Raw genomic sequence first — 14,955 nt, 5'->3', positions numbered from 1 at the left:
AAGGAGAGAAAATGAATCATATTGTGTGGCACCAACACGCCATCACCCACAGCGAACGCGCAGCGCAAAAGGGCCATCGCGGTGCCATCCTCTGGTTTACCGGGCTCTCTGGCGCTGGCAAGAGCACACTCGCCGGTGCTTTGGAAGCCGAATTGTTTCGCCGCGGATTGCACTCGTATCTTTTGGATGGCGATAACGTGCGCCACGGCCTGTGTAAAGACTTGGGCTTCAGCCTCGAAGACCGACGGGAGAACATACGCCGCGTAGGCGAAGTGGCCAAATTGATGCTGGATGCGGGGCTTTTGGTGCTCTCGGCCTTCGTTTCGCCCCAGCGAGCCGAGCGCGACCTGGTGCGTGCTTTGGTGGGAGAGGGGGAGTTTATTGAGGTGCATGTGGCAACGCCGCTTACCGTGTGTGAATCCCGCGATCCCAAGGGCCTTTACCAGAAGGCCCGGGCTGGAGAGATTAAAGATTTTACTGGGATTTCTTCGCCTTATGAGGCACCTGTGAGTGCGGAGTTGGTGATTGATACCAGTGAGGGCGATCTGGATTCTCAGGTGGCGAAGCTGGTGGATTATTTGATTAGTGGTGGATATATTCCTGCCTGATTGAGCTTTCGGCTTTTGCCTATGGAGTTCCGCCTTGGCTACGGTGTTAGCTGTCACCGGAAATCTAATCTTAAACCTTTGCAGGTTTGACGCTTTTAAAGCGACTAAAGTCGTGGGGTTTCACCCCACACCCGAGGAAAGGGGGCAGTATCGACTTGCCCCCTTATCCAATCCCCCAGCGACCCCAGACGAAGCCGAGCACTTTTGCTTTATGGGCTGAAAACGAGCACCGTGACCGACTCGCTCCCAGCTCGACGGTCACTGCCTCGATAGCCCTATCTCGGCTCGCTCGTTTCCCTCAGCCCAACAGCCAAAGCGGCTTCGATGGGGAATAAGCGTGTCGTCCGACAGTGAGATGAACAATTTTATTTCACTAGCATTTCCCGGAGGCCTATGGCCGCCACGCGGAGGTAAAACAGGTACTCACTGCGAGTAAAGTGTTGTGCCTGTCCTATCTTTTCCTTACCAATCCCCCCTATAAGGGGGAGGTTTCATCAGAGGCTTTTGATTGTATGTACAAATAAATTAATGGCGTAATGATAGGGAAAAACAAAAACAAAAAAGTCCACAATAACTTCCTTTTAAATGGCTTTTTTTATATGCAAAAATTAAGGGCGCTATCACCACTAGTATAAATGTAAGTATTTGCGCCAGCATGGTTGCATTTAAATTAATCATATTAACTCCGCAATGTCAAAAATCAATAACATATTCAACTCGCTCAATTCCATCTTTATCAGTGATAGTTTGCTGTTTTGTATTGCAAGTTTCAGCGCCAATGCTTCTTAGACTGGATACAAATTTAAGAAAAATCTTTGCAGAACTTATACTGGTAAAACTTGTCTTTTGAATTAAGTCTGCTTCTACTTTGTCATCAGGAAGTTTAACTAGCGTACCATCTTCATCGACTATATAGGCTGAATCTTGTACATATACCAAAATCACGGTTCCAGAGAATAAGTCCTGAATTGTTAATTGTTAGTCGCTTCGCGACACTCGCCCTATCTCGGCTCGCTGGTTTTCCTCAGCCCAACATCCAAAGCGGCTTCGATGGGGACTTGGCCTCTGCTCACTCCAACTTAAATTAATCAATCTGTTTGGTTTACTACCTTGGGTAAAAAATCTATCTCTGTTACATAGCAATTTCTGCCATTTCTTTTTGCCGAATATAGATTCTCGTCAGCTCTCTTTAGTGCAGATTTTAATGATTCATTAGGATAAATTTTGGTGTAGCCAATGCTTACTGATATCTTTTTCTCGGCGTCTAAAAAGGATACATCGGTATTCGATACTGCGCTTTTCAGGCGTTCTGCTAAGGCTTGCATGCCAAATTTATCTGTACCAGGAACTAAAATCGCAAACTCCTCACCACCAACTCTTCCAAACATGTCTATCTCACGTAGACAAGTACTGATTGTATCGGCAACTAATTTTAATACATTGTCTCCGGCTTCGTGGCCGAAGGTATCATTAATAGATTTAAAATGGTCTAAATCTAACATCAATATTCCCACATCGTAGGATAATCGATGAGATTTGCGTAATTCTGCTTCGGCTCTGCTAAAAAATGCTGACCTATTCGCAATTCCTGTCAGGCCATCAGTATATGCGAGTTTTTCCAGTTCGGCCGTTCTCAATGCAACCATGCTTTCGAGTTCGATGGTATGTCTATATACTTGTTGCCCCATTTCAAGAATAGCAGATTTGAGTTTTGTCATCTCGTTGCTACTATCTGACTCTAAATCGATATTTTTAGGGTTATATGAGGTGTCAGGTTTGAAATTGTTTAACCATGTAGAAATCTCAGCGAGATGTTTTATGACAAACTTTTGAAAAATATGAAGGATGAATGCTGAAACAAAAATAGTCTTAATGAACTGAGATAGTAAAATTGTCCATGCTTGACTAAATATTTTTTCTTTCAAAGGAGATGAGTTGAGCTTGTAATTTATTTTCCCAATCTTAATATTTAGTGCTTTGTATGTTAATTCTTTGCTGTACTCTTTTTTTATGGCATCTTCGCTCCATTTTTTTGTAACTACATAATTTATTGAATTGTAGCCGGGGAGTTTGCTGTCAACTATCAACGTTACTTCAGCGAAAGCATTAAAGCTGTTTATGGAATCCAATATGCTTTCAACTCGAACATCATACAACTCAAAAACTGCAGCTGCCAGAGACTCCTCTGTTTGTTTGATAGATAGTTCTGCCTCACGCTGGATATCTAATACTCCACGCTGATAGTCAGAGTAGAGCTGAAATGACGTAATCAGTAGAGTAAAGAATCCGCTGAAAAACAATATCCTAATTAACAAAGCTCGAGAGAGATTGCTGATATTCAGCACTCCATTTAAGTTAACCATGTATCGCACCTATTTTATTCAAGCGCCTTAGCTACTGCTTGCTCTGCATGTATTTGGGTTGTGTCGTATAGTTTGATGTGAGTGTGGTTCTGCTCTACCAAAAGGGCGATTTCGGTGCAGCCGAGGATGATGGCTTCGGCACCAGCATTCGCAAGCGAGTCAATGATGGCCAGATACACCTCGCGGGATTTTGGTTTTATCTTGCCAAGACAGAGTTCGTTATAAATCACATCGTGCACAAGTTCTCGCTCAGCCGCATTTGGCACCAGTACTTCGATGCCATAGCGCTCGATTAGCCGGGATTTGTAGAAGTCCTGTTCCATGGTGAAGCGGGTGCCCAGTAACCCGACTCTGTCAATTCCGTCCGATTTAAGCCGCTCCGCTGTTGCATCGGCAATATGCAGAATGGGAATGCCTATATTGGCATCAATCTCTGGTGCTACCTTGTGCATAGTATTGGTGCATATAAGCAGAAAGTCTGCCCCTGCGGACTCTATGGATTTGGCAGCGTCAGTCAGAATCGTGGCACATGTTGACCAATCTCCTTGATGCTGGAGTTGCTCTATCTCGGCAAAGTTAACTGAATACATCAAAATTTTTGCAGAGTGCAGACCACCGAGTCTGGCTTTAACACCTTCGTTGATTGCTTTGTAGTAGTTGAGACTGGATTCCCAGCTCATGCCGCCCAGCAAGCCGATGGTTTTGATTTGATTTTCCTCTCGTTGCAGAAATTTATGACAGAACCACCAAACTTGGGACTTTGCCAGCTGTCGGTATTACACCACTCGGTCGTATAGTTAGCTGAACCAATGCCTTTACGTTTACGAATAAGCAGGCTACTTCACGCGTGTTTTATTACACTCGGTCTCGTCGCAAACCTTAGTATTCAGTTAGTGGTTGTTTGAAATCTGTTCATTTTCAAATAATGCGACTATTACAGTTCGGTAGGGCGATTGCAAATTCAATGGCGTATAGGGACAGTTCTTCTAAAAACGTTTTAAGTTCTGTTGATCGCGCCAATTGCCAGATGTGGTGATTTCGGTCCTTCAGGATCCAGAAACGCTCAGCTTTTAGCCAAGTGAGTCCGGGCATTGAGGCAGTAAATTTATTTACTCTTACCATGAGCGCTTTACTCAAAGTTACCGTTAATACGATTACTTAACGAAGTACTTTTTGGAATGTACTTTGGGTAAACCTGGATAGGAGCTGGAATGGTGGAGACATTCAACGTATCACCACCGGATTAAGAGGGTACTAACTCAGTTGGCAGGTTGATGCTCACTCACCACGGCATCGCTTGAACCAAGCTCGGGTCCATCAGCAACCGCCAGCTGTGCCAACCTCTCCCTGTCTGCTTTGGAAACATACTTTGGCTTATTGCTGCCGTGGAGCTTGGCTTTCTTCTTTTTGTCTTTGGCAATCAGGGTCTGATTGATTTTCTTCTTTCTGTTCATGGGCGGCTAATGGGTGACGGCTAATAGGGCGGCTCAAGCTGGGCTGTGTAAAAAGACGGCGCACTATAGCAGCAATTGTGGGCGGGTTAAATGTCTTGGCATGTCAGGTGATGGCCACCCGCGGCGCTTGGGATGGGACAGCCGCCGCAGGGGGAGGGATGATTGAGCTGCCAACTCAGGTCACATCAAAGTCCTTGGCGAGCATGCCCTTGAGGGCAGGGCCGAAGTTGGACTCCGTGTGGGGGCGTACCAGATGGGCCAGCTCATCGCCCACGGTGGAAAAACGGTAGTAAGACAGCAGCAGATGGCCGTGTTTGGGGGTGAGCTTAAGCTCGGTTTTGGGCAGTATCAGCGAGAAGCTGCGTTTGGGGTCCAGCTCGCCGGTTTCAAATTCGCTGCTGTGCAATATGCCCAAATCCATCAGGGTGACCAGAGCCGAGTAGGGCAGGCCGAATTGGGATAAGGGCAGGGTAACAGAAGAGGATTTACGAAACAGCTGGCCTATACCGCCGGTGACCCGGAAACCGGAAAGAATTTTCAGCCGGTCGTCGCTGCCCACGCGCACGGCCACGGCGAGGGCCTTTTCCAGTGTCTGAGCCTCGCGCCAGGTGAGGCGTCTTAAGGTTTCCAGGGTTCTTAAGCTGAAGTTGCCCGGCTCGGTCAGCTCTTTAGCCAATATGCGGGCCCACAACTCTTGCATACGGCGGTTATGGATTTGCTCGGCCATCTGAAAAAACTGATACAGCCAGTCGGGGTCAGGGTCGGCGCCGACTATGTCAGATGGCGTGTGCTTGAGCGCCAGGGTGTAAATAGACTCTACGTTGGCCTGATGCTGAGCCGCCATTTTGCGGGCCCGGTGCGCCGCCCGTTCTGCCACCGACACATTGGATGGACGATAGCCCTCTTCGCTGGCAAGCCCCAGTATACGCCCGAGTAATAAGGCCTTGCGTCTGGCTGAGGTGTCGCTCTGGCTATTGGCTGAGGTCAGGCTGAATTCCGGCTCGCTGTCGGTGTTACTCATGGCGTGGTCTCTTTTTACTCGGTCACTGCGCTGCGTCAGGTCGTTGTGTCAGGGCCTTGGCTGGAAACAAGACTTCATTGCCGGGGGCGGGATGCCTTGGGACGTTCAGCGACAGCATCAGCGAGCAAACGGCCATGGCGGCGCCGATATAAAACACGGCCGCGTTGGACTCTAGCCACAGGTAGCCCAAAAGCACAGGGATCACCACGGCGGCAATATGATTGATGGTAAAGCTGACCGACATGCTGGCGGCGATATCAGGGCGGTCGGCAATCTTCTGGAAATAGGTTTTCATGGCAATGGCCATGGCAAACAGCAGATGGTCAATCACATACAGGGCCGCGGCAAAGTGGGCGTTTTCCACCAGGGCGTAGCTTACAAATACCCCAATCAGGCCAACGTATTCCAGGCACAGCGCATTGCGCTCGCCGATGCGGCCAATCAGGCGGCCAATGGCGGGGGCAAAGAGGAGATTGATGACGTAGTTAATCAAAAACAGCGCGGTGATTTCGCTGACACTGTAATGGAACTTCTCCACCATCATAAAGCCGGCAAACACCACGAAAATTTGCCGTCTGGCGCCGGAGAAAAAGGTCAGTAAATAGTAGAGCCAGTAGCGGCGGCGCAATATCACCTTCTTATGCTGCACCTCTCCCGTATCGAAGCGGGGAAAGTGGCGCCACAGCCCCAGCGTCATCAGGCAACCCATGCCACCGACGAAGGCGTACATCCACACATAATCGAGCTTGAAGACTGTCATCAGCAGCCAAATGCTGCCATAGCCGCCGAGGGCTGCAGCGGCCTTCCACGACAGGGCCTTGCCCATAAAACCGGCGGTGTGTTCTTTGTCGACCCATTGCAGGGTGAGGGATTGGTTGAGGGTCTCGTAGTAGTGAAAGCCCACCGACATGAGCACAGTGGTGAAGTAAAGCCCCATGACCGAGGGTAAAAAGCCGGTGATGGCAACGCCAATACTCATCACCAACAAAGACAAGAGGGCAAAGGATTGCTCGCGGATAATCAGCAATACAAAGATGGCGGTAAACGCCAGAAATCCGGGCACTTCCCTGAGGCTTTGCAACATGCCGATTTCAGCACCGCTGAAATGCGCCCGTTCGATAACAAAGTTGTTCAGCAGCGCCTGCCACACGGCAAACACCATGGACATAATAAATGTCATCCAAAGCAGCAGCCGTTGGGCCTGTTGTCCCTCACTCCCTGAAAGCATGTTAACACCAGTGAATACAGAAGATTTTGGCATGTTAAACCCTGCCACCCCATTTGGCTACCGACCAAATTAAGCAACTTTGGATGTAGCCCACGGGGGCACAAATGTGAGGCAGTTGGAATTTAAGCATCCCGGCCGGTACGCTACCCATGGCTCGTGATCCAATTCAATAAAAAATCATACACTTTGACCTATTATCGCCTAAAGCCCGAGCAATTATGGCAGGTAAACCGTGAGCAAAACTCTTATTCTTTTTTCCACCGTCCATGGTCAGACCCGCAAGATTTGCGATCGCATTGCCGAGGTGATGCGCGGCCTTGACCACGAGGTGACCCTGATGCCTCTGGATCAGGCGCCGAGTCTGGAGGGATTCGACAAGGTAGTGTTGGGGGCCAGCATTCGCCATGGCAAACACAACAGCGCCGTGTACCAGTTTATCGAGCAAAATCTGGACGCGCTGCGAAGCCGTGCCGGTGCCTTTTTCTCTGTCAGTCTGGTGGCCCGAAAGCAAGCCAAGAATACGGCGGCCACCAATCCCTATATGCAGGACTTTTTAGCTAAATCTCCCTGGCGCCCTGAGTTGCTGGAGGTATTTGGCGGTAACCTGCATTATCAGGGCTATAGCGCCATGGATAGAAATATCATCAGATTTATCATGTGGTTGACCAAGGGACCAACCGACCCCAATACCAAGGTGGAGTACACCGACTGGCAAAAAGTTGATAGGTTTTCCCGAGAGATAGCATCTATGGAAATTTTATCCCGATGAATGGCAATCCCAGTGGTAATGGCTTGCAACGAGTGTGGCTGAAACTGCAACCCAAGTTGCATCTGATGGTGCTGCTGCCCCTATTACCTGTGCTGGTATCGGCGCCATTTTTATTGCTGGGCCGCAGGCTCAGGGACAATGCCTCTGTCTGGGATGTGCTGCACGTGTATTTGGGGCTCTTGCTGGTGCCCATCTCCTTGCTGCTGCTGATTTCCTGTGTGACGCAGGGGCGATGGCGGCAGTTTTTTCCGCTGTGGGGCAGTGACGCCCTGCGTCAGGACATCAAAGCACTGGCCTCGGCCAAACTGCCCAAGGGCGGCGGCAGTGGGCTGTTCAGCCTGCTCGAAGGGCTTTGTGCGCTTGTATTGGTGGCCGTTGCCCTGACCGGGCTGGGATGGTATGTCACCGAAGGCAGCGCTGAGGCCTTAAGCTGGCGGGCCTGGCACAAAGACCTTGCCATCGGGTTTGTGGTGCTGTTGGCGCTGCACGTTCTGGCGGCCCTTTCTCACCTTTTGGACTTTTTCCGTCAATAAGTCGAACGTTGAACCTTGCTGTGTCGGCCATGGCAACAAGGTATTGAACACGCCACCATCAGCCTCGAGTAGTAGGGCTATACTCAACACATATAAATCCCGGCGCCGAGAGCGAATCGAAGGAGAGGTGTATGTCCATATCCATGTCTAATTACAGTCTGAGAAACAAACTTTTGCTGCTGGCCATGGTGCCTTTGGTGCTGATCCTTACTGCCGTGATGAGCTATTCCTGGCAGGTTGAGAGCCAGGCGTTGGACGATTCGGTTGCCCTGTTTAAGGAAAAGCTGGTCAATGAGCGGCAACAGCAGCTCCAGGAGGCCACCCAGATTGCCCTTGCCGTGGTCGACCACCAGATAAGCCTGGGGCAAAACGGCAACATCAATGATGCCCTGCGGCCACTGAGATTTGGCAGCGCCGGTTACTTTTTTATCTATGACTATCAGGGTGCCAACGTGTTCCACGCCACCAATCCGGCATTGGAAGGTACACCGCAAATCGGCATGACAGATCCCCAAGGCACCAAGATTGTGGTGGGGCTTATTGATGCAGCCAAACGTGGCGGCGGCTTTTTTAACTACGTGTATCCCAAACCCGGTGTCGAGGGGTTGGTGGATAAAATTGGGTATGCGGCTCCCATCCCCGGAAAAGATTGGCTATTGGGCACAGGCGCCTATCTGGATGATATAGACGCCGCGGTTGACACTTATTCACAAAGTGCCCGTCAGGCCATGTGGGAAAAAGCCGTGGCCATTTTCATGATGTCGCTGGTGCTTGCCTTTATCACCCTGATAGCCATTTGGAGCGCCGCCCACAGGATGGTGAAGCCCATTCGTGCCATGGTCGACAGCCTGAACGACATCGCCAAGGGAGAAGGGGATCTTACGGCGCGCCTCAGCGTTCGTGGTGAGGATGAAATCGCTGAGCTCGGCATCGCCTTTAACCAATTCGTGGACAAGCTGCAGGGTATTATCCGCGATGTGGCCGATACCACGGGCCGGGTAAAACAGGCGGCCGTCGATATTGACCGCCAAACTTCGGAGATGGCGAATCAGCTTAACAGTCACAATAACGAAACCGATCAGGTGGTTACCGCCATCACTGAGATGTCGTCCACTGCCGCCGAGGTGGCACAAAATACCACCCAGGTGGCCGAAGCCACTCAGGCAGCCACTGGTGATGTCGCCAAAGCCCAGGCCTGTGTTGATACCTCGCTGGCAGAGATTTCGAACCTGATGTCACAGGTTAACGACGCGGCGGCCAATATTCAGTCCCTCAGCGAACAGTCGCAAAAGATTAATTCGGTGTTGTCTGTGATTGGTGGCATTGCCGAGCAAACCAACTTGCTGGCGCTCAATGCGGCCATTGAGGCCGCACGGGCCGGAGAACAGGGCCGGGGCTTTGCGGTGGTGGCCGACGAAGTGCGTAATCTTGCCAGTCGGACCCAGGCAAGTACTCTGGAAATCAATGAAATGCTTACCGACTTGCACCGCCTGGTGTCATCTGCCGTGAAAACCATGGATGAGAGCCAGCACAGTTGTCAGCGGTCTGTGGAAGCCTCGACAGCGATTTCTGAGAGTCTGGGATCGGTGACCAGCGCCGTTACCGCTATCAATGATATGAGCACCCAGATTGCGGCGGCGGCCACCGAGCAAAGCTCTGTGACCGAAGAGATTAACCGTAATGTGTATGCCATTCAGGAGATAGTGAATGCGTTGCTGGTCTCCAGTCAGGAGGCAAGAACCGTCAGCCGCACCGTCTCCACCGAAGGGGCCCAGCTCTCCAACCTGGTAGGCCAGTTCAAGGTGTGATTGTGTTAGCGTGATAAAGGCACCTTCGGGTGCCTTTTTGCTGAATGCTGCTTTGGAATAGGGGGGAATAGGGGGGAATAGGGAATAGGGAATAGGGAATAGGGAATAGGGAATAGGGAATAGGGAATAGGGAATAGGGAATAGGGAATAGGGAATAGGGAATAGCGTTGCTCAGCGGGTCATTTTCTTTACGAATACCACCACGAACAGGGCGATGGTAAAACTGCCCGTAAAGGCTTCGATGGCGGCTATCAGGCGCGAAAAGCCTATGGGAGTAAAATCGCCGTAGCCCAGGGTGGTAAAGGTCACAACCGAGTAGTATATGCAGTTAAAAAATAAGTAGAAATTCATCATAAAGGTGTTTTCAGGTTTGAACACATGTATGTTGCCGCCGTAGCTCAGGCCAGTGAAAAAATAACAGATGGCGCAAATCAGAATAAGCACCATGGAAAAGCCGATAACCCGCCCCGGCGATTCACCATAGCCGCAGAAAAGGTCGATAATTTTGGAGGTCAGCCGGGCCCGGGAATACTTGGGTAACTGATGGCGGCGCATGGTCAGCTCACGCTGAATAAAATGCCCGCCCATGGCAAACAGGCCTTCGCGTTCGGCGGCCTTGCGCAGGTCACGGTATATTTCTTCGGCCTGCTCAAAATAATCCAGCGCAATTTCCATTTCACCCACACGCTCGGCCTCCATGGCCATACGTTCCTGCTTAAGCAGCTTGCCGGTATTGATGTTTTCAATTTTGGCGCCCATCCACTTGATGCCCAGCAAATTAGTATTAACCAGATTGGCGCAGTGAACATTGGCCTCCCGCAGATCGGCCTTCATCAAACTGGCATTTTCCAGATTGAGATTAAACAGGTGGGCGCCGTTAAGATTGGCCCTGTACAGTTCGGCATGGCTCATGTCATAACCGGTTTTACTGTGGTGTTTGACCAAATCGATACCGGCAAGCTCGGCACGCTTCAGGTGAATGCCTCTGAGCATACCGCCCTTGCGGGCGTAGGCTTCGAGTTTGGCTTTGTCATCTGGGCCATCTTTGGTGATGCGGGGATCATGCCAGTAACACAGGCCGCTGGGGCCAGCGGGCTCTGAGCATGAAAACCCCTCATCTTCGTGATAGCAGCACACGGGGATTTTTTCGTTCATCTCAACAGTATAGACAGGCTCCGCGGCCCTGCCAGAAGGACAAGTTCGCCTGTATTTTGCGATTGATGCGACCAGTAGGGAGAGGCGTTGGGGCCTGGTGTGGCAGGGACTTGGGTATGGTGATGGTCGGGGCAATGTAAAGCGCAACCAAACTCAGGTCGACAGGGGGCAAAATGGTAGAAAAAGCCCCTGACAAAGCCGGATGCTTAACTGGTATCCAGCCAGTCACTTTGGTAGAATACGCCGTTAATTTTTCTGTTATCCAATCGATTTAAGTTGAATCACCATGTTTGAAGTCAATCCGGTTAAATTCAAAATTAAGGAGCTGGCCCAGCGCACTATGCTCCTTAGGGGGTATCTTTGACTACGACGCCAAAAAAGAGCGTCTGGAAGAAGTTACCCGCGAGCTTGAAAGCTCAGATGTCTGGAACAACCCCGAGCGTGCTCAGGCACTGGGCAAAGAACGCGCCAGCCTGGAGAATGTGGTCAAGACCATAGACACTCTGGATTCGGGTCTGGAAGATGTGGAAGGCCTGCTTGAGCTGGCCGTTGAGGAAGAAGACGAAGGCACCTTTGAAGATGCCAAGGCCGAGCTTGATGAGCTTGAGAAGAGCCTTGAGGATCTGGAGTTCCGCCGCATGTTCTCCGGACCACAGGATCCTTCCGACTGCTATCTGGACATTCAGTCCGGCTCCGGCGGTACCGAAGCCCAGGACTGGGCAGAAATGGTGCTGCGCATGTACCTGCGTTGGGGTGAAGCACACGACTTCAAACCTGAATTGATTGAAGTGTCAGACGGTGACGTGGCCGGTATCAAGAGTGCCACCATCAAGTTTACCGGCGAGTATGCCTATGGTTGGCTGCGCACAGAAACCGGTGTACATCGTTTGGTGCGTAAGTCGCCATTCGATTCCAGCGGCCGTCGTCACACCTCGTTCTGCTCTGTGTTTGTGTATCCTGAAATCGATGATGACATCGAGATTGATATCAACCCGGCCGATCTGCGTATCGACGTATACCGCGCCTCGGGTGCCGGTGGTCAGCACGTAAACCGGACTGAGTCAGCGGTACGTATTACCCACTTGCCCACCAACACCGTGGTGCAATGTCAGAACGACCGCTCACAGCACAAGAACAAAGACACCGCCATGAAGCAGCTGAAAGCCAAGCTTTATGAGCTGGAGCTGCAAAAGCAAAACGCCGAAAAGCAAGCCGCCGAAGATGCCAAGTCTGACATCGGCTGGGGCAGCCAAATCCGCTCTTATGTACTGGATGACTCCCGTATCAAGGATTTGCGTACCGGCGTAGAGACCCGCAACACCCAATCGGTGCTGGACGGCGATCTGGACAAGTTTATTGAAGCCAGCCTTAAATCCGGGCTGTAATTTACTGCGAGAAGAGACGATGACTGAACACATCCAAGACGAGAACAAGCTGATTGCTGAACGTCGTGCCAAGCTGGAACACGTCCGCAAGAACTGCCCAGCCAATGGTCACCCGAACACCTTCCGCCGTAAACACAAGGCTGCCGAGCTTCAAGCGCAGTTCGGTGACAAGACCAAGGAAGAGCTGGAAGCCCTGGGTTTCCAAACCGCCATCGCTGGCCGCGTAATGGCCAAGCGTGGTCCTTTCCTGGTACTGCAGGACGTGTCTGGCCGTATCCAGGCCTATGCCGATAAAGGCGTACAGGCCGACTTGAAAGACCGTTATGCCGGTCTGGATATCGGTGACATCATCGGCGTGGAAGGTACCCTGCATCTGTCCGGTAAGGGCGACCTCTATGTGAACATGGAACGCTACGAGCTGCTGACCAAGGCGCTGCGCCCACTGCCTGAGAAATTCCACGGTCTGACCGACCAGGAAACCCGCTACCGCCAGCGTTATGTTGACCTCATCGTGAACGAAGACTCACGTGAAGCCTTCAAAATGCGCTCAAAAGTGGTTGCAGCTATCCGTAACTTCATGATCAAAAAAGAGTTCATGGAAGTTGAAACCCCAATGATGCACGTGATCCCAGGCGGCGCTTCTGCCCGTCCTTTCGTCACCCATCACAATGCGCTGGACATCGAAATGTACCTGCGTATTGCCCCCGAACTGTACCTGAAGCGTCTGGTTGTGGGCGGTTTCGAGCGCGTGTTCGAAATCAACCGTAACTTCCGTAACGAGGGTCTGTCGCCACGCCATAACCCGGAATTCACCATGATGGAATTCTATATGGCCTACGCCGACTACAAGGATCTGATTGATTTGACCGAAGAGATGCTGTCCAGTATCGCCAAGGAACTGCTGGGTGACACCAAGCTGCCTTACGGCGAGCACGTGATTGATTTCGGCGGCCCATACACCCGTATGAGCATGCTCGAAGCCATCAAGCACTACAACCCGGACAACGCCACCATCCAGGCCATGACCTACGAAGAAGTGAAGAACATAGACTTCATGCGTAAGCTTGCCAAGGACGTGGGCATCGAAACCGAAACCTTCTGGAGCTGTGGTCAGCTTCTGGAAGAAATCTTTGGTGAGACTGCCGAGCCCAAGCTGATGCAGCCAACCTTCATCACTGGCTACCCAGCGGACATTTCGCCGCTGGCCCGTCGCAGCGATGGTAATGATTTCATCACCGACCGTTTTGAATTCTTCATTGGTGGACGTGAAGTGGCCAACGGCTTCAGCGAGCTTAACGACGCTGAAGATCAGGACAACCGCTTCAAGGCGCAGGTAGAAGCCAAGGACGCCGGTGACGATGAAGCCATGTTCTACGATGCTGACTTCATCACAGCGCTGGAACACGGTCTGCCGCCCACTGCTGGTCAGGGCATTGGTATCGACCGTTTGGTAATGCTCTTTACCAACACTCACACCATCCGTGACGTGATCCTGTTCCCGGCCATGCGTCCTCAGGCGTAAGCTGTGTGAACAAATAAAAAACCGGCCAACTGGCCGGTTTTTTTATGGGGTTAACGGTGCATTCCTGCGGGTTACAGGTACAGACCAATCAGCATATTGCCCCAGTCTTTCTCTTTGCTGTCTTTAAAGCTTGACTGTACGTCACGGATAAAGCGGTTGCCGTCTTCCAGGTTCAGGTCGGCAATGGCTTTGACGGCCATGGCTTTATCTGACCAATTGTCGGCAGTGGAAAATACACCTTTAAGAGTTTCCAGCTCTTCTTCGGCATCGAGAATACCCAGAGAAGAGATGGCCGCCAGACGCACATACTCTTCATCCGACTTGAGCAGTTCTTTCAGGAAAGGTACGGCAGTTTTGTTGTTGCCAAAGCCAAGCTGATAGACATCCAGATAATCATTGGACGCTTTGGTCTTGGCTATCAGTGCCTTCACATCGGCGTCTGAAATCTGCTGCTGATACACCAGGGCATTCACCTTGGCGGCAAATTCTTTTACCAACAGCGACAGAGGTTCATTCAGGGTTGGCTCGATGATTTCATCGAAGCTCCACACAGGTACTTTGCCGCGTTTAACAAACACACCGACCCGCTTGATACCCTCTGGCGTATGGACATCGGCACTCAGCATGGTGAAGGTAATGAAGGGAGTATAGGCATTGGTGCGGTGGTTACGCATCGCCAACTTGAGCACATCGACTTTGAGCGGCGCGGCAACGGCGCTTGGATTGATCCCCCTGGCCGCCAGTTCTTTATCCGTGTGTTCCTGCAAAAAGTCCACTGGTGCAAGTGGCGCTTTATTCAGTTTCAGCTCGGCCGGGAGTATGCCATAGCTGAAGGTTTTCTTGTCGCTGCGCATGTCGACAAGCTGCAAAGGGGAAAAATCATTGGTTGCGGTTTTTTCGTAGCCAGCGTTGGAAGGGGCTGGCGTTTTTACCTGATACGACGAGGGGGCACAGCCACCCATAAGTGCGGAAGTCAACGCAATAACCAGCAGGCGCTTAATGGGAAAAGTCATCTATTCATTCCTTTGTTGTTATTTCCTGCAACTTTATTCCCGCTGCAGGGGATTGGGAGTCACACTTTATCATTAGGTTTCGGTCAGGCAAGAGAG

The 14,955-nt window shown here is 51.1% G+C and carries 14 protein-coding genes and 1 pseudogene; 6 read left to right on the top strand and 9 right to left on the bottom strand.

The features are described 5' to 3' along the window. Nucleotides 1-11 precede the first annotated feature (11 nt). Nucleotides 12-608, top strand: a complete 597-nt coding sequence (gene cysC, locus SAMA_RS15080) for an adenylyl-sulfate kinase (RefSeq protein WP_011760996.1) — start codon at nt 12-14, stop codon at nt 606-608. Nucleotides 609-1,083: 475 nt separating this feature from the next. Here cysC and SAMA_RS19945 read toward each other — a convergent pair. From SAMA_RS19945 to SAMA_RS15050, 7 genes and pseudogenes are all read right to left on the bottom strand, one after another. Next, nucleotides 1,084-1,185 (bottom strand): annotated as a pseudogene (locus tag SAMA_RS19945) (hypothetical protein); the annotation flags it as partial. 116 nt (nt 1,186-1,301) lie between these two features. Beyond that, the gene (locus SAMA_RS15075; protein WP_041409897.1) at nt 1,302-1,547 is read right to left on the bottom strand and encodes a hypothetical protein; all 246 of its coding nucleotides are present in this window, start codon (nt 1,545-1,547) and stop codon (nt 1,302-1,304) included. Nucleotides 1,548-1,696: 149 nt separating this feature from the next. Beyond that, nucleotides 1,697-2,971 (bottom strand): GGDEF domain-containing protein, encoded by a 1,275-nt coding sequence (locus SAMA_RS15070; protein WP_011760995.1) that lies wholly within the window; start codon nt 2,969-2,971, stop codon nt 1,697-1,699. Nucleotides 2,972-2,985: 14 nt separating this feature from the next. Beyond that, the gene (locus SAMA_RS15065) at nt 2,986-3,678 is read right to left on the bottom strand and encodes an aspartate/glutamate racemase family protein (protein ID WP_041409896.1); all 693 of its coding nucleotides are present in this window, start codon (nt 3,676-3,678) and stop codon (nt 2,986-2,988) included. A gap of 552 nt (nt 3,679-4,230) precedes the next feature. After that, entirely contained in the window at nt 4,231-4,425 is a 195-nt protein-coding gene (locus SAMA_RS15060) for a DUF2986 domain-containing protein (protein WP_011760993.1), read from the bottom strand. A gap of 175 nt (nt 4,426-4,600) precedes the next feature. Then, complete coding sequence (locus SAMA_RS15055; protein ID WP_011760992.1) at nt 4,601-5,446, bottom strand: TIGR03899 family protein; 846 nt, start codon at nt 5,444-5,446, stop codon at nt 4,601-4,603. A gap of 22 nt (nt 5,447-5,468) precedes the next feature. Continuing rightward, nucleotides 5,469-6,674, bottom strand: coding sequence for an MFS transporter (locus SAMA_RS15050; protein WP_041410533.1), 1,206 nt, complete (start codon nt 6,672-6,674; stop codon nt 5,469-5,471). A gap of 232 nt (nt 6,675-6,906) precedes the next feature. Between SAMA_RS15050 and hemG the strand changes: the two genes are divergently transcribed. From hemG to SAMA_RS15035, 3 genes are all read left to right on the top strand, one after another. After that, nucleotides 6,907-7,443 (top strand): menaquinone-dependent protoporphyrinogen IX dehydrogenase, encoded by a 537-nt coding sequence (gene hemG / locus SAMA_RS15045; protein WP_011760990.1) that lies wholly within the window; start codon nt 6,907-6,909, stop codon nt 7,441-7,443. Continuing rightward, nucleotides 7,440-7,976 (top strand): cytochrome b/b6 domain-containing protein, encoded by a 537-nt coding sequence (locus SAMA_RS15040; protein ID WP_011760989.1) that lies wholly within the window; start codon nt 7,440-7,442, stop codon nt 7,974-7,976. Before hemG ends, SAMA_RS15040 begins: the two co-directional genes overlap by 4 nt. Nucleotides 7,977-8,119: 143 nt before the next feature. Then, complete coding sequence (locus SAMA_RS15035; RefSeq protein WP_041410531.1) at nt 8,120-9,784, top strand: methyl-accepting chemotaxis protein; 1,665 nt, start codon at nt 8,120-8,122, stop codon at nt 9,782-9,784. Nucleotides 9,785-9,955: 171 nt separating this feature from the next. On the opposite strand, the gene SAMA_RS15030 is transcribed toward SAMA_RS15035, so the two are convergent. After that, nucleotides 9,956-10,939 carry an ion channel gene (locus SAMA_RS15030; protein ID WP_011760987.1) on the bottom strand — a complete coding sequence of 328 codons (984 nt, stop codon included), beginning with the start codon at nt 10,937-10,939 and terminating at the stop codon, nt 9,956-9,958. Between the two features lie 286 nt (nt 10,940-11,225). Between SAMA_RS15030 and prfB the strand changes: the two genes are divergently transcribed. Next, a protein-coding gene (gene prfB / locus SAMA_RS15025; protein WP_198134285.1) for a peptide chain release factor 2 occupies nt 11,226-12,324 on the top strand; the annotation gives its coding sequence in 2 pieces (ribosomal slippage) (nt 11,226-11,300 and nt 11,302-12,324; 1,098 coding nt in all). Nucleotides 12,325-12,343: 19 nt separating this feature from the next. Next, nucleotides 12,344-13,846, top strand: coding sequence for a lysine--tRNA ligase (gene lysS, locus SAMA_RS15020; RefSeq protein ID WP_011760985.1), 1,503 nt, complete (start codon nt 12,344-12,346; stop codon nt 13,844-13,846). A gap of 71 nt (nt 13,847-13,917) precedes the next feature. On the opposite strand, the gene SAMA_RS15015 is transcribed toward lysS, so the two are convergent. Further along, nucleotides 13,918-14,859 carry a HEAT repeat domain-containing protein gene (locus tag SAMA_RS15015; RefSeq protein WP_011760984.1) on the bottom strand — a complete coding sequence of 314 codons (942 nt, stop codon included), beginning with the start codon at nt 14,857-14,859 and terminating at the stop codon, nt 13,918-13,920. Between the last annotated feature and the right edge of the window lie 96 nt (nt 14,860-14,955).

This window comes from Shewanella amazonensis SB2B, assembly GCF_000015245.1.
Taxonomy (GTDB): Bacteria; Pseudomonadota; Gammaproteobacteria; order Enterobacterales; family Shewanellaceae; genus Shewanella; species Shewanella amazonensis.
This window is presented reverse-complemented; position numbering and strand designations above follow the sequence as displayed.